This is a genomic window from Pseudomonas stagnisoli, assembly GCF_048595745.1.
Lineage (GTDB): Bacteria > Pseudomonadota > Gammaproteobacteria > Pseudomonadales > Pseudomonadaceae > Aquipseudomonas > Aquipseudomonas alcaligenes_A.
On record NZ_CP184361.1, the window covers coordinates 3,491,296 to 3,513,164 of the forward strand.

General features: G+C 65.9%; 14 protein-coding genes and 1 pseudogene. 12 read left to right on the forward strand and 3 right to left on the reverse strand.

Annotation, left to right across the window (positions count from 1 at the left end):
• Positions 1 to 34: 34 nt before the first annotated feature.
• The 12 genes from purH to urtE all read left to right on the forward strand — a co-directional run bounded on the left by purH (position 35) and on the right by urtE (position 18,997).
• The gene (gene purH / locus ACOAPY_RS16845) at positions 35 to 1,642 is read left to right on the forward strand and encodes a bifunctional phosphoribosylaminoimidazolecarboxamide formyltransferase/IMP cyclohydrolase (RefSeq protein ID WP_465154085.1); all 1,608 of its coding nucleotides are present in this window, start codon (positions 35 to 37) and stop codon (positions 1,640 to 1,642) included.
• A gap of 119 nt (positions 1,643 to 1,761) precedes the next feature.
• Positions 1,762 to 3,051, forward strand: coding sequence for a phosphoribosylamine--glycine ligase (purD, locus tag ACOAPY_RS16850; RefSeq protein ID WP_465154086.1), 1,290 nt, complete (start codon positions 1,762 to 1,764; stop codon positions 3,049 to 3,051).
• Positions 3,052 to 3,193: 142 nt separating this feature from the next.
• Positions 3,194 to 5,962 carry a hybrid sensor histidine kinase/response regulator gene (locus ACOAPY_RS16855; protein ID WP_465154087.1) on the forward strand — a complete coding sequence of 923 codons (2,769 nt, stop codon included), beginning with the start codon at positions 3,194 to 3,196 and terminating at the stop codon, positions 5,960 to 5,962.
• A 71-nt stretch (positions 5,963 to 6,033) separates the two neighbouring features.
• On the forward strand, positions 6,034 to 6,627 hold the full coding sequence (locus ACOAPY_RS16860; RefSeq protein WP_372237603.1) for a MarC family protein: 594 nt from the start codon (positions 6,034 to 6,036) through the stop codon (positions 6,625 to 6,627).
• 178 nt (positions 6,628 to 6,805) lie between these two features.
• Entirely contained in the window at positions 6,806 to 8,605 is a 1,800-nt protein-coding gene (gene atzF / locus ACOAPY_RS16865) for an allophanate hydrolase (RefSeq protein WP_465154088.1), read from the forward strand.
• Between the two features lie 146 nt (positions 8,606 to 8,751).
• Complete coding sequence (gene uca / locus ACOAPY_RS16870; protein WP_465154089.1) at positions 8,752 to 12,381, forward strand: urea carboxylase; 3,630 nt, start codon at positions 8,752 to 8,754, stop codon at positions 12,379 to 12,381.
• A 1-nt stretch (position 12,382) separates the two neighbouring features.
• Positions 12,383 to 13,105 (forward strand): GntR family transcriptional regulator, encoded by a 723-nt coding sequence (locus tag ACOAPY_RS16875; protein WP_465154090.1) that lies wholly within the window; start codon positions 12,383 to 12,385, stop codon positions 13,103 to 13,105.
• An 81-nt stretch (positions 13,106 to 13,186) separates the two neighbouring features.
• A complete protein-coding gene (urtA, locus tag ACOAPY_RS16880) occupies positions 13,187 to 14,452 on the forward strand; it encodes an urea ABC transporter substrate-binding protein (RefSeq protein WP_021701452.1) in 1,266 nt (421 codons plus the stop codon).
• A gap of 176 nt (positions 14,453 to 14,628) precedes the next feature.
• Entirely contained in the window at positions 14,629 to 16,200 is a 1,572-nt protein-coding gene (gene urtB / locus ACOAPY_RS16885; RefSeq protein WP_465154091.1) for an urea ABC transporter permease subunit UrtB, read from the forward strand.
• On the forward strand, positions 16,200 to 17,291 hold the full coding sequence (urtC, locus tag ACOAPY_RS16890; RefSeq protein WP_465154092.1) for an urea ABC transporter permease subunit UrtC: 1,092 nt from the start codon (positions 16,200 to 16,202) through the stop codon (positions 17,289 to 17,291). Before urtB ends, urtC begins: the two co-directional genes overlap by 1 nt.
• Positions 17,288 to 18,139, forward strand: a complete 852-nt coding sequence (gene urtD, locus ACOAPY_RS16895) for an urea ABC transporter ATP-binding protein UrtD (RefSeq protein WP_465154093.1) — start codon at positions 17,288 to 17,290, stop codon at positions 18,137 to 18,139. Before urtC ends, urtD begins: the two co-directional genes overlap by 4 nt.
• 159 nt (positions 18,140 to 18,298) lie before the next feature.
• Positions 18,299 to 18,997, forward strand: coding sequence for an urea ABC transporter ATP-binding subunit UrtE (gene urtE / locus ACOAPY_RS16900; protein WP_272794608.1), 699 nt, complete (start codon positions 18,299 to 18,301; stop codon positions 18,995 to 18,997).
• A 9-nt stretch (positions 18,998 to 19,006) separates the two neighbouring features.
• Here the strand turns inward: urtE and ACOAPY_RS16905 are convergent, their stop codons facing one another.
• The 3 genes and pseudogenes from ACOAPY_RS16905 to eutC form a co-directional block, all read right to left on the reverse strand.
• Positions 19,007 to 20,134 (reverse strand): methyl-accepting chemotaxis protein, encoded by a 1,128-nt coding sequence (locus ACOAPY_RS16905; protein ID WP_465156832.1) that lies wholly within the window; start codon positions 20,132 to 20,134, stop codon positions 19,007 to 19,009.
• A pseudogene (locus tag ACOAPY_RS16910) lies at positions 20,120 to 20,995 on the reverse strand (cache domain-containing protein); the annotation flags it as partial. The pseudogene ACOAPY_RS16910 and the gene ACOAPY_RS16905, both read right to left, overlap by 15 nt.
• Before the next feature lie 62 nt (positions 20,996 to 21,057).
• Positions 21,058 to 21,864 carry an ethanolamine ammonia-lyase subunit EutC gene (eutC, locus tag ACOAPY_RS16915; RefSeq protein ID WP_076579883.1) on the reverse strand — a complete coding sequence of 269 codons (807 nt, stop codon included), beginning with the start codon at positions 21,862 to 21,864 and terminating at the stop codon, positions 21,058 to 21,060.
• Positions 21,865 to 21,869 lie beyond the last annotated feature (5 nt).

Sequence of the window (21,869 nt, forward strand, 5' to 3'; positions counted from 1 at the left end):
TTTACTGAATTCCTCAGCTCCGATGGACTTTGCAATGACCGACCAGACCACCCGCCTCCCCGTTCGCCGCGCCCTGATCAGCGTTTCCGACAAGACCGGCATCCTCGAATTCGCCCGCGAACTCGAGGCCCTCGGCGTGGAAATCCTCTCCACCGGCGGCACCTACAAGCTGCTCAAGGACAGCGGCGTGGCTGCGGTGGAAGTCGCCGACTACACCGGCTTCCCGGAGATGATGGACGGTCGCGTGAAGACCCTGCACCCGAAAATCCACGGCGGCATCCTCGGCCGTCGCGCCCTCGACGGCGCGGTGATGGAGCAGCACGGCATCAAGCCGATCGACCTGGTCGCGGTCAACCTCTACCCCTTCGCCGCCACCGTGGCCAAGCCGGGCTGTGACCTGGCCGATGCCATCGAGAACATCGACATCGGCGGCCCGACCATGGTCCGCTCTGCCGCCAAGAACCACAAAGACGTGGCCATCGTGGTCAACGCCAGCGACTATGCCGGCATCGTCGAAAGCCTGAAAGCCGGCGGCCTGAGCTACGCCCAGCGCTTCGATCTGGCCCTGAAAGCCTTCGAGCACACCGCCGCCTACGACGGCATGATCGCCAACTACCTGGGCACCATCGACCAGAGCCGCGACACCCTGTCCACCGAAGACCGCGGCGCCTTCCCGCGCACCTTCAACAGTCAGTTCATCAAGGCTCAGGAAATGCGCTACGGCGAAAACCCGCACCAGAGCGCGGCGTTCTACGTCGAGGCCCAGCGCGGCGAAGCCAGCGTCTCCACCGCCGTGCAGCTGCAGGGCAAGGAACTGTCGTTCAACAACGTGGCCGACACCGATGCCGCGCTGGAGTGCGTGAAGAGCTTCGTCAAGCCGGCCTGCGTCATCGTCAAGCACGCCAACCCGTGCGGCGTGGCCGTGGCCACCGATGAAGAAGGCGGCATCCGCAAGGCCTACGACCTGGCCTATGCCACCGACACCGAGTCGGCCTTCGGCGGCATCATCGCCTTCAACCGCGAGCTGGACGACGAAACCGCCAAGGCCATCGTCGAGCGTCAGTTCGTCGAAGTGATCATCGCCCCGAAAGTCTCCCAGGCCGCCCGCGACGTGGTCGCCGCCAAAGCCAACGTGCGCCTGCTGGAATGCGGCGAGTGGCCGGCCGAACGTGCCGCCGGCTGGGACTTCAAGCGCGTCAACGGTGGCCTGCTGGTGCAGAGCCGCGATATCGGCATGATCACCGCCGCCGACCTGAAAGTAGTGACCAAGCGCGCCCCGACCGAACAGGAAATCCACGACCTGGTGTTTGCCTGGAAAGTGGCCAAGTTCGTCAAATCCAACGCCATCGTCTATGCGAAGGGCCGCCAGACCATCGGCGTCGGCGCCGGCCAGATGTCGCGGGTCAACTCCGCGCGCATCGCCGCCATCAAGGCCGAACACGCCGGCCTGCAGGTTGCCGGCGCGGTAATGGCCTCGGACGCCTTCTTCCCGTTCCGCGACGGCATCGACAATGCCGCCAAGGTCGGCATCACTGCAGTGATCCAGCCGGGTGGTTCGATGCGCGATGCCGAAGTCATCGCGGCCGCTGATGAAGCGGGAATCGCGATGGTGTTCACCGGCATGCGTCATTTCCGTCACTGATTGATGGAGCGGTGGATGGCTGCGGCCATCCACCCTACGCGCCCCCCATTTCGTAGGGTGGATAACGCTCTGCTTATCCACCGAACGGGCCCAGGGCCCGCCTCCACAAGGAGAGAGACATGAACGTACTGATCATCGGCAGCGGCGGCCGCGAGCACGCCCTGGCCTGGAAAGTGGCGCAGGACAAGCGCGTCGAGAAGGTCTTCGTCGCCCCGGGCAACGCCGGCACCGCCACCGAAGCCAAGTGCGAGAACGTGGCCATCGACGTGTTGGCCATCGAGCAACTGGCCGATTTCGCCGAGAAGAACGTACAGCTGACCATCGTCGGACCGGAAGCGCCGCTGGTGAAGGGCGTGGTCGACCTGTTCCGTTCGCGCGGCCTGGACATCTTCGGCCCCACCGCCGCCGCCGCCCAGCTGGAAGGCTCAAAGGCCTTCACCAAGGACTTCCTGGCCCGCCACAAGATCCCCACTGCCGACTACCAGAACTTCACCGAAGTCCAGCCGGCCCTGGCCTACCTGCGCGAGAAAGGCGCACCGATCGTGGTCAAGGCCGACGGCCTGGCCGCGGGCAAGGGCGTGATCGTCGCCATGACTCTGGGCGAAGCCGAAGACGCGGTGCGCGACATGCTGTCGGGCAACGCCTTCGGCGACGCCGGTGCGCGCGTGGTGATCGAGGAGTTCCTCGACGGCGAAGAAGCCAGCTTCATCGTCATGGTCGACGGCGAAAATGTACTGCCGATGGCCACCAGCCAGGACCACAAGCGCGTCGGCGACGGCGACACCGGCCCGAACACCGGCGGCATGGGCGCCTACTCGCCGGCTCCGGTAGTCACTGCCGACGTGCACCAGCGCGTGATGGACGAAGTGATCTACCCGACCGTGCGCGGCATGGCCAGCGAAGGCAACGTCTACACCGGCTTCCTCTATGCCGGCCTGATGATCGACAAGAGCGGCGCGCCGAAAGTCATCGAGTTCAACTGCCGCTTCGGCGACCCGGAAACCCAGCCGGTCATGCTGCGCCTGGAATCCTCCCTGGTGCTGCTGGTCGAGGCCGCGCTGGCCAAGGCGCTGGACAAGGTCGAGGCGACCTGGGACCCGCGTCCGACCGTGGGCGTGGTGATCGCCGCCGGTGGTTATCCGGGCGACTACGCCAAGGGTGACGTGATCGAGGGCCTGGACGCCGCAGCGAAGATCGACGGCAAGGTGTTCCACGCCGGTACCGCGCTGAAGGACGGCCAGATTGTCACCGCCGGCGGCCGCGTGCTGTGCGCCACCGCCATCGGCCCGAGCGTGTCGTCCGCCCAGCAGCAGGCCTACCGCCTGGCCGAGCAGATCCGCTGGAACGGCAGCTTCTACCGCACCGACATCGGCTACCGCGCCATCGCCCGCGAGCAGGGCGAGAGCTGATCCGTCAGCCCGGTCGCGCCGATTCGCGACCGGCCGCATGGTAAAGATGCGGTAAACTCCCCAGAAAGGCAGCCGACATGGCTGCCTTTTGCGCATAAGCCATAGCTATAATCGGGGCATCACTCATAGAAGGGACTCCACTGTGCGCCGGCTCTGGATCGCCACAGGATTCATCGTCAGCCTGCTCCTGGGCCTGCAGGTGTCGGCTGCGCCGCAGCAGATCGCCGAGGAGAGCTGGTCGATCCTGCTGGACAAGTCCGCGCAGCTGAGTTTTGCCGAGGTGCAGGCACAGAACTCGCGCTTTCAGCCGCTGGACCGTCTTGCCTTCACCCTTCCCGCCTCCCCCCAGGCCATCTGGCTGAAAGTCGAAACCCGCGCCCTCAGCGCCCCGCACTGGCTCTGGCTGTTCGCGCCGCGCGTGCAGCATCTGGACTTCTATCTGGTCCGGGACGGCGTGCTGGAACAGCAGCTGCGCACCGGAGAAGCCCTGACCCTGAGCTCGCGACCGCTGCCGTCGCGGGCCTACCTGTTCAGCCTGCCCAACGATGAACAGCCGCGCACCGCCTACCTGCGCATGACCTCCAACCACGCCCTGATGATGTGGTTCAAGGTCATCGACGAACCGCAGCTGGTGGCCCAGGAGAAGCCCGCCTACCTGTTCGGCGCCCTGCTCGGCGGCCTCATGCTGCTGGCCCTGTTCAACCTGCTGCGCATGGCCTACTCGCCTACCGCCAGCAACCTGTGGCTGGCCGGCATGCACGTTGCCCTGGCCTTGTGCGCCACCGCCAACATCGGCCTGCTGGCCGTACTGCTGCCGGAACAGAGCTACAACCAGTCGTTGATCGCCGACCTGGCAGCCCTGACCGCCGCCCTGTGCATCCTCGGCTACACCCGCTTCTTCTTCAGCGGCAGCCCGGCGGAACACAGCCCGCTGCGCCACCTGTTGCACCTGGAATTCGCCCTGATCGCCGCGGCAGCCGCCATGATCGGCTTCACCGGGCTGTTCTGGCACAGCTGGCTGGTCTATGGCCTGGTGGTACTGGTGGCGCTGACCGTACCGGCCATCGCCTTCATCCATTGGCGCAATGGCTACCGCCCGGCTCGCCTGATTCTCGCCGGCATGCTGATCTTCGACCTGGGCTTCGCCACGCTCGGCCCCGTGCTGTTCGGCTTCGACCAGCTCAACCCCGGCTGGCTGGTGCTCAGCCTGTTCAGCGTGGCCATGATCGCCGGCCTGGTGCTGAGCATCGCGCTCTCCGAGCGACAGCGGCAGATCCAGAGCGAGACCCTGTTCCAGCGCACCAGCGAGGCCGCCACCAGCGCCGAGCTGAAGGCCAAGGCCGAGTTCCTGGCCAAGATCAGCCACGAGATCCGCACCCCGATGAACGGCGTGCTGGGCATGACCGAACTGCTGCTCGGCACCCCGCTGTCAGCCAAGCAGCGCGACTACGTACAGACCATCCACAGCTCGGGCAACGAGCTGCTCACCCTGATCAACGAAATTCTCGACATTTCCAAGCTGGAATCAGGGCAGATCGAGCTGGACGACGTGCAGTTCGACCTCAATGCGCTGATCGACGACTGCCTGGACATCTTCCGCGCCAAGGCCGAGCAACAGAAAGTCGAGCTGATCAACTTCACCCAGCCGCAGGTGCCCCGGGTCATCAGTGGCGACCCCACACGCCTGCGCCAGATTCTGCTGAGCCTGCTGGACAACGCCTTCCGCCAGACCGACGAGGGCGAGATTCTGCTGGTGGTAGCCCTGGATACCGAAGGCAAGACGCCCAGCCTGCGCATTGCCGTGCAGGACAGCGGTCGCCCGCTGGAAGCCGGCGAGCGTGATGCCCTGCTCAACACCCAGCTGCACAGCAGCGACTTCCTCAGCGCCAGCAAACTCGGCGGTCGCCTCGGCCTGATCATCGCCCGCCAGCTGGCGCGCCTGATGGATGGCCAGTTCGGCGTGCAGAGCGGCACCGGCACCGGCAGCACCTTGTGGCTGACCCTGCCACTCGACCCGCAGCGCCTGGAACAACCCACCGCCGACCTCGACGGTCCGCTGCAGGGTGCGCGCCTGCTGGTGGTCGACGATAACGAGACCTGCCGCAAGGTCCTGCAACAGCAATGCAGCGCCTGGGGCCTGCAGGTCAGTGCCGTGGCGTCCGGCAAGGAGGCCCTGGCCCTGCTGCGCACCAAGGCGCATCTGCGCGAGTACTTCGATGCCGTGCTGCTGGACCAGGAGATGCCCGGCATGACCGGCATGCAGCTGGCCGCCAAGATCAAGGAAGACCCCAACCTCAACCACGACATCCTGCTGATCATGCTGACCGGCATCAGCAATGCGCCGAGTAAGATCATCGCGCGCAACGCCGGGATCAAGCGCATCCTGGCCAAGCCGGTGGCCGGCTATACCCTCAAGACTGTGCTGGCCGACGAACTCGCCCAGCGCCAGGCGGGCGCTGTGCAACCGCTGCCAGCCGAAACCGGCACGCTGCAGGTACCACAGGACTTCCGCATCCTGGTAGCCGAGGACAACAGCATCTCCACCAAGGTCATCCGCGGCATGCTGAGCAAGCTCAACCTCAACCCGGATACCGCCAGCAACGGCGAGGAAGCCCTGCGCGCCATGCAGGAACGCCAGTACGACCTGGTGCTGATGGATTGCGAGATGCCGGTCCTCGACGGTTTCTCCGCCACCGAGCGCCTGCGGGAGTGGGAGCACCGCGAGCGCCGCGAGCGCACTCCGGTGGTGGCCCTGACCGCGCATATCCTGTCCGAGCACAAGGAACGCGCGCGCCAGGTCGGCATGGACGGGCACATGTCCAAGCCGGTGGAAATGTCGCAGCTGCGCGAGCTGATCGCCCACTGGGTCGGTGAACGCGAACGCCGCCAGCGCGACGCCCTGCCCTCCTGAACCCCGGGTAGCGGCCTCCGGCCGTCGCCCTCTATGCTGTGCTGCACTTCCACTGGCGAGCCGTTCCCATGCTGTCCTTGCTGTTCACCATTTACCTGAAGATGCTGGTTCTCTACAGCCCGTTCTTCGTGCTGTCCTGCTTCATCGGCCTGACGCCGGGCTACAGCACCAAGGAGCGCAAGCGGCTGGCCTGGAAGGTCGCGCTGGGCACCCTGATATCCAGCGTGCTGCTGTACCTGTTCGGCCAGACCATCTTCGAGATCTTCGGCATCACCGCCGATGCCTTCCGCATCGGCGCCGGCTCGGTACTGTTCATCTCGGCACTGGGCATGGCCCAGGGCAAGTCGGCGGTGCAGGCCGACAACGTCAACCAGGACGTCACCATCGTGCCGCTGACCATCCCGCTTACCGTGGGCCCCGGCACCATCGGTGCGCTGCTGGTGATGGGCATCAGCCAGCCGGAATGGGACGACAAGCTGATCGCCATTGCAGCCATCGCCATTGCCAGCGTCACGGTAGGCCTGGTGCTCTATCTGTCCGACAAGGTCGAGCGCCTGCTAGGCCAGCAGGGCCTGCAGATCCTCAGCCGGCTGATGGGCCTGTTCGTCTGCGCCCTGGCCGCGCAGATCATCTTTACCGGGGTCAAGGGCTACCTGGCCCCCTGACGCCTATCCCCGCCCTATCCTGACGCACCACCGCTGCTCGCCAGCCCTCAAACAGGGCAACAGTGGCGCTATTGCACGCAATAAATCACATAAAAATCTCACAAAACAGTCAGTTATAAACCTGGCACGACATCTGCTCTAGGAACACCAACTTGGATACAAGAAGGAATCTAGAAAGATGTCCCACAGCGGATTCGGCTGGACCCTGAGTGAATGGCAGCACGCCTATCGCAGCGACAAACTGCAGCCGAGTGTACTCGCCGAGCTGCTCGCGGAACTGGTGGGCGAAGATCCGGCCTGGATCAACCTGGCAACCCCCAGCCAGCTGCAAAACCAGCTCGATGCTCTGGCCGAGTGCCTGGCCGCTGCCAAAGGTGACCTGAGCAAACTACCGCTTTACGGCGTGCCCTTCGCCATCAAAGACAATATCGACGCTGTCGGCTGGCCGACCACCGCCGCCTGCCCCGAGTTCGCCTACACCGCTGCAGCCGACGCCACCGTGGTCGCGCGTCTGCGCGCCGCCGGCGCCATCCTTATCGGCAAGACCAACCTCGACCAGTTCGCCACCGGCCTGGTCGGCACCCGTTCGCCACATGGCGCAGTGCCTAACAGCTTCAACCCGGCTTACGTCAGCGGTGGCTCCAGCTCCGGCTCGGCCAGCGTGGTCGCCCGTGGCCTGGTGCCCTTCTCGCTGGGCACCGACACTGCCGGCTCGGGCCGCGTGCCGGCTGGTTTCAACAATATCGTCGGGCTCAAGCCGACCAAGGGCTGGTTGCCGAACACTGGCCTGGTACCCGCCTGCAAGACCCTGGACTGCATCTCGGTATTTGCCCTGACCGTCAGTGATGCACTGACCGTGGCCAATATCGCTGGCGGCTACGACGCCGCCGACGCCTACAGCCGCAAGAACCCGAACAACGCCAAGGTCGGCATGCCGGCCCAGCCGCGCCTGGCCGTGCCGGCCAAACCCGAGTTCTTCGGCGACAGCCAGAACCAGGCCGTCTATGGGGCCGCCCTGAGCAAACTGCGCGAACTGGGCGCCGAGCTGGTGGAGATCGATTTCGCCCCCTTCCAGCAACTGGCCGAGCAGCTCTACTACGGCCCCTGGGTCGCCGAACGCACCGTCGCGATGGAAGACGTGAACCCCGAATACATCAACCCAGTGGTGCGCGGCATTGTCGAGAACGGCCACAAGTACAGCGCCTGCGACGCCTACAAGGCCGAGTACATTCGCGCCGAACTGAGTCGCGTGATCAACGACGCTCTGGCCGGCTTCGATGCTCTGGTGGTGCCGACCTCGCCAACCATCCGCACCCTGGCCGAGATGGAGGCCGAACCGGTGCTGTTCAACAGCCAGTTCGGCACCTACACCAATTTCACCAACCTCGCAGACCTCTCGGCCCTGGCCGTACCCGCGGGCCTGCGCGCCGACGGCCTGCCAGCCGGCATCACCCTGCTCGCCCCAGCCTGGCATGACCAAGCACTGGCCGCCTTCGGCCAGCGCTGGCAGCAGGCAATCCATCTGCCGCTGGGCACCACCGGCAAGCCGCTGCCAGCGCAAACCGCCAGTAATAAGACGGCGCCGGGCTGCATCCGTGTTGCCGTGGTCGGCGCACACCTCACCGGTATGCCGCTGAACTTCCAGCTCATCACCCGCGATGCGGTGCTGGTGGAGCAAACCACCAGCGCCGCGCATTACCGCCTCTACGCCCTGCCCGGCACCGTGCCACCCAAGCCGGGCCTGGCGCGGGTCGCCGAGGACGGTGCCGAGATCATCGTCGAGCTGTGGGACATACCGCAGGCGCGCTTCGGCGAGTTCGTCGCCGAGATCCCGCCACCGCTGGGCATAGGCAACCTGGAGCTGGCCGACGGCCGCTGGGTCAAGGGCTTTATCTGCGAGCCCTACGCGCTGGATGGCGCCCGTGACATCACCAGCTTTGGTGGTTGGCGCGCGTTTATCGCCGAAACCCGCAAGTGAATGACTCCCCTCTCCCGCTTGCGGGAGAGGGGTTGGGGGAGAGGGTGGCCTGCATGCCCCCTATCCCTAGCCCTCTCCCCAAGGGGAGAGGGGACTAATCAGCGCCTGCGCGCACATGCGTGCAGCAAGCCAGGAGGCCGCAACAGATGTTCCATACCGTACTGATCGCCAACCGTGGCGAGATCGCCGTCAGAGCCATCCGCACGCTCAAGCGCCTGGGCGTCAAAAGCGTTGCTGTCTACTCCGATGCCGACCGCAATGCCCAGCACGTACGCGACGCCGATATCGCCATCGCCCTGGGCGGCGACAAGCCGGCTGACAGCTACCTGCGTATCGACAAGATTCTCGCCGCTGCGCAAGAAACCGGCGCCCAGGCGATCTACCCCGGTTATGGCTTTCTCTCGGAAAGCGCCGAGTTCGCCGATGCCTGTGAAGCTGCCGGCATTGCCTTCGTCGGCCCGACTGGCGAGCAGATTCGTGAGTTCGGCCTCAAACACCGTGCTCGTGAGCTGGCCGCCCAGGCCCAGGTGCCGATGGCGCCGGGTACCGGCCTGCTGCAAAGCCTGGAAGAAGCGTTGAGCGCCGCCGACAGCATCGGCTACCCGGTGATGCTCAAGACCACCGCAGGCGGTGGCGGCATCGGCCTGACCCGTTGCAGCGACGCCGCCGCGCTGGAAAGCGCCTATGAAAGCGTCAAACGCATGGGCGAGCAGTTCTTCAGCGATGCCGGGGTGTTCCTCGAGCGTTTCGTCGATCAGGCGCGGCATGTCGAGGTACAGATTTTCGGCGACGGCCAGGGCCGCGTCGCCGCCCTCGGCGAGCGCGACTGCTCGCTGCAGCGGCGCAACCAGAAGGTGGTCGAGGAGACCCCAGCGCCGAACCTGCCGCAGGTCACCCGCGAGCGCCTGCACGCCGCTGCCGTACAGCTCGGCGAGTCGGTCAGCTACCGCAGCGCCGGCACTGTGGAGTTCATCTACGACGCCGCCCGCGACGACTTCTACTTCCTCGAAGTGAACACCCGCCTGCAGGTCGAGCACCCGGTCACCGAGATGGTCACCGGCCTGGATCTGATCGAGTGCATGCTGCGCGTGGCCGCAGGCGATGCGCTGGACTGGGCCGCGCTGAAACGCGCCCCGCAAGGCGCTGCCATCGAGGTGCGGATCTACGCCGAAGACCCGCTGAAGAACTTCCAGCCCAGCCCGGGCGTGCTCACCGATGTGCACTTCCCGGACGGCGTGCGCGTCGACGGCTGGGTCAGCACCGGCAGCGAGGTGTCGGCCTTCTACGACCCGATGATCGCCAAGCTGATCGTGTATGCCGACACGCGCGCTGCAGCCATCGCCAAGCTGCAGAAAGCCCTGGGCGAAACCCGCCTGCACGGCATCGCCAGCAACCTCGACTACCTACGCCAGGTGGTGGCCGACGAGCGTTTCGCCCAAGGCGAAGTGTGGACGCGCCTGCTCGACAGCTTCACCTTCAAGGCCAGCGTCATCGAAGTGCTGGAGCCCGGCACCTACTCCAGCGTGCAGGACTATCCGGGACGCCTGGGTTACTGGGATATCGGCGTGCCGCCGTCCGGGCCGATGGACGATTTCGCCTTCCGCCTGGCCAACCGCATCGTCGGCAACGCGGCCGAAGCCGCCGGCCTGGAATTTACCCTGCAAGGCCCGACCCTGCGTTTTCACAGCGACGCGCTGATCGCCCTGACCGGCGCCGACTGCCCGGCCACCCTGGACGATGCGCCGGTGGCCTACTGGCAGCCAATCGAGGTCAAGGCCGGCCAGGTGCTCAAGCTGGGCCGCGCCGTCAGCGGCTGCCGCACCTATCTGGCAGTGCGCAATGGCCTGGACGTGCCGCTGTATCTGGGCAGCCGCTCCACCTTCGCCCTCGGCCAGTTCGGCGGGCATGCCGGGCGCACGCTGCGTACCGCCGACATGCTGGCCATCTCCCAGCCCGAGTTGCCGGCCTGCACCACGCCTGCCCCGGTCGCCCCGCCGCAGGCGGCGCACCCGAGCCTGATCCCCAGCTACGGCACCACCTGGAACATCGGCGTGCTCTATGGCCCGCACGGCGCGCCGGACTTCTTCACCGCTGAAGCCATCGAGGAGTTCTTCGCTGCCGAATGGGAGGTGCATTACAACTCCAACCGTCTCGGCGTTCGGCTGAGCGGCCCGAAACCGAGCTGGGCGAGGGCTGACGGCGGCGAAGCCGGCCTGCATCCATCGAACGTGCATGACTGCGAATACGCCATCGGCGCGATCAACTTCACCGGCGACTTCCCGGTGATCCTGACCAAAGACGGCCCCAGCCTCGGCGGTTTCGTCTGCCCGGTGACCATCGCCAAAGCCGAGCTGTGGAAGGTCGGCCAGGTCAAACCCGGCGACAAGCTGCGCTTTCACCCCATCGACTTCCAGCAGGCGCAGAGCCTGGAGCAGGCGCAACTGGGCAGCATCGAGGCACTGGCGGCGATCAGCGCGGTGACCCTGCCGGCGCCGTCGCTGCAACCGGACACCACAGTTTCCGCCACCGTGCTGGCCGAGCTGCCGGCCGATGGCAGCCGCCCGCGTGCGGTGTATCGCCAGGCCGGCGACGCCTACATCCTGCTCGAATACGGCGACAACGTGCTGGATCTGGCCCTGCGTCTGCGTGTGCATCTGCTGATGGAGGCACTCAAGGCCGAGCCGCTGCGTGGCCTGGAAGAGCTCGCCCCCGGCGTGCGTTCGCTGCAACTGCGCTACGACAGCCGCGTGCTGCACCAGCGCACCCTGCTCGAACACCTGCTGCGCCTGGAGCGCCAGCTTGGCGATGTCGCCGAGCTCAAGGTGCCGACCCGCATCGTTCACCTGCCCCTGGCCTTCGAGGACAGCGCCACCCTGGCCGCCGTCGAGCGCTACCGCGAAACCGTGCGCAGCGAGGCGCCCTGGCTGCCGAACAACGTCGACTTCATCCAGCGCGCCAATGGCCTGGAAAGCCGCGAGCAGGTTCGCGACATTCTGTTCGACGCCAGCTATCTGATCCTCGGCCTTGGCGACGTCTACCTCGACGCGCCCTGCGCCGTGCCGCTGGACCCACGTCATCGCCTGCTCAGCTCCAAGTACAACCCGGCGCGCACTTTCACTGCCGAGGGCACCGTGGGCATCGGCGGCATGTACATGTGCATCTACGGCATGGACTCACCCGGCGGTTATCAACTAGTCGGTCGTACCCTGCCGATCTGGAACAAGTACGTGAAGAACGCCCAGTTCGAGAATGGCCAGCCCTGGCTGCTGCGCTTCTTCGACCAGGTGCGCTTCTACCCGGTCAGCGAGGCCGAGCTGGACGAGTTCCGCGAAGCCTTCCACGAGGGCCGCGCGCAGATCCGCATCGAGCAAAGCGAGTTCGATTTCGCCGCCTACAACCGTTTCATCGCCGACAACGCGGCCGATATCGCAGCCTTCCAGCGCCAGCAGAAAGCCGCCTTCGATGCCGAAGTCGAGCTGTGGAAGGACGACGATCCGAGCACTGCGCAGGCACTGAGCGCTATGGCTGATGACGACGCCGATCTGGACGGCCATCTGGTCGCCGCCGAGATGAGCGGCAGCGTGTGGAAGGTGCTGGTCGAGCCTGGCCAGCATGTGGAAGCCGGCACCCCGCTGCTGGTGGTCGAGGCGATGAAGATGGAACTGGCGGTAACCGCGCCAGTCGCCGGCACGGTCAAGGCGCTGCGTTGCGCCCCCGGCAAGGCGGTGACGCCGGGCGATGCCCTGCTCCTGCTGACCCCGAACGAGGCGGCCTGAGATGCAACTGGTCAGCCCGGCCAAGCGCGGCAAGGAGCGCCCGGAGAATCTCGCCGAGCGTATCTACCTGCAGCTCAAGGACGACATCTTCGAGTTCCGCCTGTTGCCCGGTGATCGCTTTTCCGAAGGAGAGATCGCCGAGCGCATGGCCGCCAGCCGCACGCCGGTGCGCCAGGCGCTGTATCGCCTGGAGCGCGAGGGCTATCTGGAGGTGTATTTCCGCAGCGGCTGGCAGGTCAAGCCATTCGATTTCGCTCATTTCGAGGAGCTCTACGAGGTGCGCATCGTCCTCGAACTGGAGGCGGTCAAGCGTCTGTGCGAACGCCCCACTGGCGAGCTGCCGGATGCACTGGAACAGCTAAAGCGCACCTGGATGGTGCAACCAGAGCAGCGCCTGCAGGACGGCCGCGAAGTCTCGCGCATGGACGAACGTTTTCACTGCCGACTGGTGGAAGCCGCCGGCAATCGCGAGATGGCCCGCCTGCATGCCGAAGTCAGCGAAAAGATCCGAATCATCAGGCGCCTGGACTTCACCCAGGGGCCGCGCGTGGAGCTCACCTACGAGGAACACGCACGCATCCTCGGCGCGATCCTGTCGCGCCGCTGCGAAGAGGCACAGCTATTGCTCAAGACCCACATAGAGGTCAGCAAAGCAGAAGTGCGCAAGATCACCCTGCACATGTTGCACAGTGCCCGCCAGCGAGCACTGTGCACGCAAGGGTGACGCGATGCCCCCTTTGGAAGACTGCCAACCCAATAACCAGAAACCAGCAGTACTCAAACTAGCTCGAATGGAGATCGCACCATGCAACGTCGCAGCCTGATCAAGGCCTTCACCCTTTCCGCATCCATCGCCGCCATGGGCATGACCTGGACCGTGCAGGCCGCCGAAACCATCAAGGTCGGCATCCTCCACTCGCTGTCCGGCACCATGGCCATCTCCGAAACCTCGCTGAAAGACATGGCGCTGATGACCATCGACGAGATCAACGCCAAGGGCGGGGTGAACGGTAAGCAACTCGAACCGGTGGTGGTCGACCCGGCCTCCAACTGGCCGCTGTTCGCCGAGAAGGCGCGCCAGCTGCTGACCCAGGACAAGGTCGATGTGGTCTTCGGCTGCTGGACCTCGGTGTCGCGCAAGTCCGTGCTGCCGGTGTTCGAGGAGCTCAACGGCCTGCTGTTCTACCCGGTGCAGTACGAAGGCGAAGAGATGTCGCCAAACGTCTTCTACACCGGCGCGGCGCCTAACCAGCAGGCCATCCCGGCAGTGGAATACCTGATGAGCGAGGATGGCGGCGAGGCCAAGCGCTTCTTCCTGCTGGGTACCGACTACGTCTACCCGCGCACCACCAACAAGATCCTGCGCGCCTTCCTGCACAGCAAGGGCGTGGCCGACAAGGACATCGAAGAGGTCTACACCCCCTTCGGCCATAGCGACTACCAGACCATCGTCGCCAACATCAAGAAGTTCTCCGCCGGCGGCAAGACGGCGGTGATCTCCACCGTCAACGGCGACTCCAACGTACCGTTCTACAAGGAACTGGCCAACCAGGGCATCGAAGCCACCGACATCCCGGTCGTGGCCTTCTCGGTCGGCGAGGAAGAACTGCGCGGCATCGACACCAAGCCACTGGTCGGCCAGCTGGCCGCCTGGAACTACTTCCAGTCCGTGGATAACCCGGTCAACACCGAGTTCGTCAACAAGTGGAAGGCCTACGCCAAGGCCAAGAACCTGCCGAACTATCAGACCGCGGTGACCAACGACCCGATGGAAGCCACCTACGTCGGCATCAACATGTGGGCCCAGGCCGTCGAGAAAGCCGGCACCACCGATGTCGACAAGGTCCGCGAAGCCCTGGCCGGCCAGACCTTCGCCGCACCGAGCGGCTACACCCTGACCATGGACAAGACCAATCACCACCTGCACAAGCCGGTGATGATCGGTGAAGTCCAGGAAGACGGTCAGTTCTCCATCGTCTGGCAGACCGAAGGCCCGCTGCGTGCGCAGCCGTGGAGCCCCTTCATCCCCGGCAACGACAAGAAGCCGGACTACGCGGTGAAGTCCAATTAAGCCCTATGTAGTCCGCTAAGCCGTTCCCGGGTTGCACCCGGGCTACGGTATGCCTCCCCTCTCCCGCCTGCGGGAGAGGGGCCGGGGGAGAGGGCTCGCCAGACCACGCCCCTCTCCCTAACCCTCTCCCATCAATGGGAGAGGGAATATTCCGGCGTACCCCAAGGATCCTTCGTATGCCCACTGCCCTTTACCGAATCCTGCTGTCACTGGCGCTGCTGCTGCCGTTGACCACCCATGCCGGCGACGCCAATGATTTTGTCGCCGCCAACCCGGCCAAGCAGGCCAAGCTCCTCGAGAGCTGGGCCGCACACCCCGATCCCGCCCGCCAGCCGCTGCTCGATGCCCTGCAGCAGGGCCGCGTCGGCGTCGATGCCAGCAAGACCGCCTTCTATGAGGTCGATGGCAGCTGGCAAGCCGCCGAAACGGCGGTAGCTGCCGACGGCACGCCGAAGAAGCTGCGCCTGAACAACCGTCTGCGCGGCCTGCTGGCCAACGCCCAGGCCAGCCAGCAACTGCTCGCCACGGAGCCGGCCACGCGCCTAGCCGCCGCCCAGCAGCTGCAGAAGAGCGCCAAGCCGGCGCAGCTGGAACTGCTCAACGCCCGTGTCGCCGGCGAGCAGGACGACAGCGTACGCGCTGCCCTGGCGCTGGCCCTGGCCAACCTGCAACTGGTCGACCGCGACCCGGCCGTGCGCCTGAGCGCCGTACGCCTGCTCGGCGAGAGCGGCGATCCGCTGGCCCGCACCCGCCTGGAAGGGCTGCTGGCCGAGGGCGTGGAAACCGACGCAGCGGTACGCACCGCCGCCGAAACCAGCCTGGCCCAGGTCAAGCGCCGCCTGCTGGTCGGCGAGCTGCTCGGCCAGGCCTTCAGTGGTCTGTCGCTCGGCTCGATCCTGCTGCTGGCCGCCCTGGGTCTGGCCATCACCTTCGGCCTGCTCGGCGTGATCAATATGGCCCACGGCGAGATGCTGATGCTCGGCGCCTACACCACCTATATGGTGCAGCTGGGCTTCCAGCGCCTGGCCCCGGAATACCTCGCCCTCTACCCGCTGGCCGCCCTGCCGGTGGCCTTCTTCGTCACCGCCACCATCGGCATGGCCCTGGAACGCACGGTGATCCGTCACCTCTACGGCCGCCCGCTGGAAACCCTGCTGGCCACCTGGGGCATCAGCCTGATCCTGATCCAGGCGGTGCGGGTGATCTTCGGCGCGCAGAACGTCGAGGTGGCCAACCCGCAGTGGCTGTCCGGCGGCGTGCAGGTGTTGCCGAACCTGGTGCTGCCTTACAGCCGCCTGGTGATCATCGGCTTCGCCCTGTTCGTAGTAGCGCTGACCTGGCTGCTGCTGAACAAGACCCGCCTCGGCCTCAACGTCCGCGCCGTCACCCAGAACCGCAACATGGCAGCCTGCTGCGGCGTGCCGACCGGCCAGGTCGACATGCTCGCCTTCGGCCTCGGTTCCGGCATCGCCGGCCTCGGTGGCGTGGCCCTGTCGCAGATCGGCAACGTCGGCCCGGACCTGGGCCAGAGCTACATCATCGACTCCTTCCTGGTGGTGGTGCTCGGCGGCGTCGGCCAGCTAGCCGGCAGCGTCATGGCCGCCTTCGGCTTAGGGATAGCCAACAAGCTGCTGGAGCCGCAGATCGGCGCCGTGCTCGGCAAGATCCTGATCCTCGCGCTGATCATTCTGTTCATCCAGAAGCGTCCGCAGGGCCTCTTCGCACTCAAGGGACGGGTGATCGACTGATGACTCAAGCACTCAATCAAACGCTGCTGGCCCGGGCCACGGCGAAACTGGGGCCGCAGGCCTCCCTCGCCGTCGGCCTGCTGGTACTGACTGTGCTGCTGGCCATGCCGCTGCTGCACCTGTTGCCGGCGGACCACGCCCTGCACGTCTCGGCCTATGGCCTGACCCTGGTCGGCAAGATCCTCTGCTACGCCATAGTCGCCTTGGCGCTGGACCTGGTCTGGGGCTATGCCGGCCTGCTGTCGCTCGGCCACGGCCTGTTCTTCGCCCTCGGCGGTTATGCCATGGGCATGTACCTGATGCGCCAAAGCGCGGGGGATGGCCTGCCCGCCTTCATGAGCTTCCTCGCCTGGAGCGAGCTGCCCTGGTACTGGTACGGCACCAGCAACTTCCTCTGGGCCCTGTGCCTGGTGGTGCTGGCACCCGGCCTGCTGGCCCTGGTGTTCGGCTTCTTCGCCTTCCGCTCGCGGATCAAGGGCGTGTATTTCTCGATCATGACCCAGGCACTGACCTTCGCCGGCATGCTGCTGTTCTTCCGCAACGAGACCGGCTTCGGCGGCAACAACGGCTTCACCAACTTCCGCACCATCCTCGGCTTCGACATCACCGCGCCGGGCACCCGCGCTTTCCTGTTCTTCTGCACCGTGCTGCTGCTGGTCGGCAGCCTGGTGCTGGGCTTTGCCCTGGCGCGCAGCAAGTTCGGCCGGGTGCTGACCGCCGTGCGCGACGCGGAGAACCGCCTGATGTTCTGCGGCTACGACCCGCGCGGCTACAAGCTGTTTATCTGGGTGCTCTCCGCCGTGCTGTGCGGCCTGGCCGGCGCGCTGTACGTGCCGCAGGTGGGCATCATCAACCCCAGCGAGATGTCGCCGACCAACTCCATCGAGGCGGCCATCTGGGTCGCCCTCGGCGGGCGCGGCACGCTGATCGGCCCGCTGCTCGGCGCCGGCCTGGTCAACGGCATGAAGAGCTGGTTCACCGTGGCCTTCCCCGAGTACTGGCTGTTCGCCCTCGGCGCGCTGTTTATCGTCATTACGCTCTTCCTGCCCAAGGGCGTGATCGGTCTGCTGAAAAAGGAGAAGGACCAATGAGAGCCGCTCCGGTACCCGAATTCATGCTCGAACCCGCCTTCGACCCGGCCGGCAGCGGCCGCGACGCGGTCGGTCTCGGCAGCGCCGCGGCCAAGGGCCTGGATGTGCGCCACGGCACCATCCTCACCCTGGAGGGTATCAATGTCAGCTTCGACGGTTTCCGCGCTCTGACCGACCTCAACCTGTACATCGGCGTCGGCGAACTGCGTTGCATCATCGGTCCCAACGGCGCCGGCAAGACCACCATGATGGACGTGATCACCGGCAAGACCCGCCCGGACAACGGCATCGCCTACTTCGGCGACACCCTCGATCTGACCCAGATGAGCGAGGTCGAGATCGCCCAGGCCGGTATCGGTCGCAAGTTCCAGAAGCCCACGGTGTTCGAGGCGCTCAGCGTGTTCGAGAACCTGGAGCTGGCATTGAAGACCGACAAGTCGGTATGGGCCAGCCTGCGCGCCAGGCTCTCCGGCGTGCAGAAAGAGCGTATCGAGGAGGTGCTGACCACTATTCGCCTGGAAAGCTCGCGGCATCGCCCGGCGGGGCTGCTGTCGCACGGCCAGAAGCAGTTCCTGGAAATCGGCATGCTGCTGGTCCAGGACCCGCAACTGCTGCTGCTCGACGAGCCGGTGGCGGGCATGACCGATGCCGAGACCGAGTTCACCGCCGAACTGTTCAAGTCGCTGGCACGCAAGCACTCGCTGATGGTGGTCGAGCACGACATGGGCTTCGTCGGCACCATCGCCGACCACGTCACCGTGCTGCACCAGGGCAGCGTGCTGGCCGAGGGCTCGCTGGCTCAGGTGCAGGCGGATGAACGGGTGATCGAGGTTTATCTGGGGCGTTGACCCTCTCCCCCGGCCCCTCTCCCGTAAACGGGCGAGGGGAGACAAGCAGCGCGGCGCTTCGCCTATGCCTCGCACCAGTCCCCTCTCCCATTCATGGGAGAGGGTTAGGGAGAGGGCCTGACAGCGCCAAGCCACAAGAACAGAAACAAGGACATCGACATGCTACAAGTCCAACAACTCCACCAGTACTACGGCGGCAGCCATATCCTGCGCGGCCTGAGCTTCGAGGCGAAGATCGGCGAAGTCACCTGCCTGCTCGGGCGCAACGGCGTGGGCAAGACCACCCTGCTGAAATGCCTGATGGGCCTGATCCCGGCCAAGGAGGGCAGCATCAACTGGGAGGGCCAGAGCATCAACGGCCACAAGCCGCATCAGCGCGTACACGCCGGCATCGCCTATGTGCCGCAGGGTAGGGAAATTTTCCCCAGGCTTACGGTCGAGGAAAACCTGCTGATGGGGCTTTCTCGTTTTGGCGCAAAGGATGCCAAGACCGTGCCCGAGTTCATCTACGAGCTGTTCCCGGTGCTGCGCGAGATGAAGCAGCGCCGCGGCGGCGACCTCTCCGGTGGCCAGCAGCAACAGCTGGCCATCGGCCGCGCACTGGCCAGCCAGCCGCGCCTGCTGATCCTCGACGAGCCCACCGAAGGCATCCAGCCCTCGGTGATCAAGGAGATCGGCGTGGTCATCAGAAAACTCGCGGAACGCGGCGACATGGCCATCCTGCTGGTCGAGCAGTTCTACGACTTCGCCGCCGAGCTGGCCGACCAGTATCTGGTGATGAGTCGTGGCGAGATCGTCCAGCAGGGCCGTGGCGAGACCATGGAGGCCGACGGCGTGCGCGGCCTGGTGGCGATCTGAGGGCGGCGCTCAGCCGCCGCGACTCATGCGGGCCAGGCGCTCGGACAGCGCCTGCATGGCCCCACCCAGTTCACGCAGCGTGCCGGCATCGCGAGCGCCCTGCTCACTCGCGGCATGGATGCGCACTGCCAACTCGTTGATCTCATGCGCCACATGGCTCTGCTCTTGCGCGGCCACGGCAATCTGCTGGGCGCGCCGGACGATGTCATCAAAGCTGGATACGGTCCCACCCAGGGTGGCCGACACGCTGCCGGCCTGCTGCACCGAAGTCCGCGTCCTCTCGACCCCGCCCTGCATGGTCGCCACCGCCCTGGCCGATGCCTGACGCAGCGCTCCGATCATCTCCTGGATCTCGTTGGCCGAAGCCTGAGTGCGCCCCGCCAATGTCCTGACCTCGTCAGCCACCACGGCAAACCCACGCCCCTGCTCGCCGGCACGCGCCGCCTCGATGGCCGCGTTCAACGCCAGCAGATTGGTCTGCTCGGAGATCGACTTGATCACCTCCAGGACGGTGCTGACCTTCTCGATGTCCTGGCCCAGCTGCGTGATCGCCTGCGCCGCGCCCTCGATCTCGCTGGCCAGCGTCTGAATCGAGGCACTGTTGTTCTGCACCTCCTGCTGCCCCTTGAGCGCCAGGTCGAGGGATTGACTGGCCGTGTTCGAGCAGTCGGTGGTGTTGTTCGCCACTTCCTGGGCACTGGCCGACATCTGGGTGATGGCGGTTGCCAAGAGCGTGTTGTCCTCGCGCTGCAGCTCGGCACGCTCGGCGATGCCGGTCGATAGCTGTGCCAGCTGAGAGGCCTGTTGCTGAAGGGCTGCCGACTCTTCAGCGATGGCACCGAGCATGTTGCGCAGGGACCCGGAGTAGCGGTTCACCGCCCCGCGCAACTCGCCAATCTCGTCGGCACGGCGAATATCCAGCTCACTGGCGCGGCCGCCCTGGCCCAGCGTGCGAATCTGCTCGGTGGTTTCCTCAAGCTGGGCCAGCAGACGCTTGCCTGCCAGCCAGGCCAAACCCAGCAACACCGTCAGCAACGGCAACAGAAACAGCAGGATCTCCGCCGTCAGCCGGTCAGCCAACTGCGTCACCTCGGCCTCCGGCGTCACCAACCCCACCCGCCAGCCGGTGCCGTTCATCGTCTCCAGGCTCACATAGGCAGGCCCACCCAACCGGTCATCATGCTCGATGAACAGCGTCCGTGCCTTTTCGCCAGCTGCCAAGGCCTCGGCAACCGGCGCGAACCAGGGCAACTCCGCTCGCAGTTTGTCCAGCGTCGGCAGCCCCTGCGTCGCCTGGGCACCCGGGAAGAACAGCAGGTTACCGGCACGATCAACGGCAAAGGCATAGCCACCGCTGACACCTCCCTCGCGCTCCAGAAAGCGGGCCAGCCCATCCAGCTTGAGATCGATGGTGGCAACCCCGGCGAAGCGACCCGATTCACTGTAAGGCACACTGCAGGTGGTCATGGCCACCCCGGTCACCGGGTCCTGGTAGGCATCGGACCACACGCAGCGACCGCCAGGTGCCGTGCGCGCACTGCTGTACCAGGCCTCGGCGTGGTAAGCCGCTGCGCTGTCGGAGTTGTAGTCATCCGAGTAATCCAAACCACCCTGAGCGTTGCGCGCCCAGAAGAAACTGCGCCGCTCGGTACCGGCGGCAAAGGCATTGGGTTCGGGCCACAGACCACCGCCGGCAATGGAGGCATCGCCCTGGCTGTCGACTATGTTGGGCAGCTGCGCCTTCACCAGCGCCTCATCCTTGGACAAGGTCTCGGCCAGGTGCGCCATGGCCGCCGTGGTGCCCTCGATCAGGCTGAGCTGCACGGCCAACTGACGCGTGATGGCCATGGCCGACTGCTCGGCGGAGGCCGTGCCGGCCTCGACCAGTTGCGGTTTGCCGCGCAGGGTCATCACCGAGAAGATCGCCAGCGCGGTCAGCGCCAGGAGCAACAGGCTGCCCAGCGTCATGCGCGGAGCGATACGGGAGGGAAAAGACATGGGGCTAGCTCCACAACGGCTAATAGGTGGAACACGGTCGGACAGTGGCGCGCCGTGCAGACTCAGCCAGTAATCAGGAAGTTACCGCCGGTTGGTGCGCCCTCCAATGTGGCGACCTCGGCTTCATCCTTGAGGCTGACCCCGGACAACTTTCGTCGACAGGCCTCACGCATCAGGTATAGCAGCTTGTGCGCGGCCACACCGTAGCTCATCCCCTCCAGGCGTACGTTGGAGATGCAGTTGCGGAAGGCGTCGGTCAGGCCGACCCTGGGCGCATAGGTGAAGTACAGGCCGAGGCTGTCCGGCGAACTCAGCCCCGGACGCTCGCCGATCAGGATCACCACCATCTTCGCGCCGAGCAGCTCGGCCACCTCGTCGGCAACTGCCACCCGCCCCTGGCGCACCACGCAGAGCGGCGCCAGCGACCAGCCATCGCCGCTCATCTGCTCGCGCAGGCGGGCGAGGAAAGGCGCGGCATGTCGCTCGATGGCCAGGGCCGACAGGCCGTCGGCGATGACAATGGCCAGGTCGTAGCCCTGCGGATGCTCGGCGCGGTGGTCGCGCAGGCGTTGCGCCGAAGCAGCATCCAGGCGTCGCCCCAGGTCCGGGCGCTGCAGGTAGGTATGCCGGTCGCCGGCCGCGCTGTGCAGCTGCAGCACTGGCAGTCCCTGGCTGGCCAGGCCCTCGGCCAGCGCCTCGGCATGCAACGGCAGGTGCACGGCGTCGCGCGCCTGGGCATGGGCGAACTGGAAATCCAGCTGCGCCGCCGTGGGCAGGCTGGTGCCGGCACGTCCCAAAGCAATGCGCGCCGGAGTCAGGCGGCGTAGCGCGATCCACGGATTGGCCGCGAGTTCGTCATGATCGTTCATCGCCA

Coding starts and splice junctions, on each gene's coding strand:
- purH (WP_465154085.1), top strand. CDS start 35: ATGACCGACCAGACCACCCGCCTCCCCGTTCGCCGCGCCCTGATCAGC.
- purD (WP_465154086.1), top strand. CDS start 1,762: ATGAACGTACTGATCATCGGCAGCGGCGGCCGCGAGCACGCCCTGGCC.
- atzF (WP_465154088.1), top strand. CDS start 6,806: ATGTCCCACAGCGGATTCGGCTGGACCCTGAGTGAATGGCAGCACGCC.
- uca (WP_465154089.1), top strand. CDS start 8,752: ATGTTCCATACCGTACTGATCGCCAACCGTGGCGAGATCGCCGTCAGA.
- ACOAPY_RS16875 (WP_465154090.1), top strand. CDS start 12,383: ATGCAACTGGTCAGCCCGGCCAAGCGCGGCAAGGAGCGCCCGGAGAAT.
- urtA (WP_021701452.1), top strand. CDS start 13,187: ATGCAACGTCGCAGCCTGATCAAGGCCTTCACCCTTTCCGCATCCATC.
- urtB (WP_465154091.1), top strand. CDS start 14,629: ATGCCCACTGCCCTTTACCGAATCCTGCTGTCACTGGCGCTGCTGCTG.
- urtC (WP_465154092.1), top strand. CDS start 16,200: ATGACTCAAGCACTCAATCAAACGCTGCTGGCCCGGGCCACGGCGAAA.
- urtD (WP_465154093.1), top strand. CDS start 17,288: ATGAGAGCCGCTCCGGTACCCGAATTCATGCTCGAACCCGCCTTCGAC.
- urtE (WP_272794608.1), top strand. CDS start 18,299: ATGCTACAAGTCCAACAACTCCACCAGTACTACGGCGGCAGCCATATC.
- ACOAPY_RS16905 (WP_465156832.1), bottom strand. CDS start 20,134: ATGAACGGCACCGGCTGGCGGGTGGGGTTGGTGACGCCGGAGGCCGAG.
- eutC (WP_076579883.1), bottom strand. CDS start 21,864: ATGAACGATCATGACGAACTCGCGGCCAATCCGTGGATCGCGCTACGC.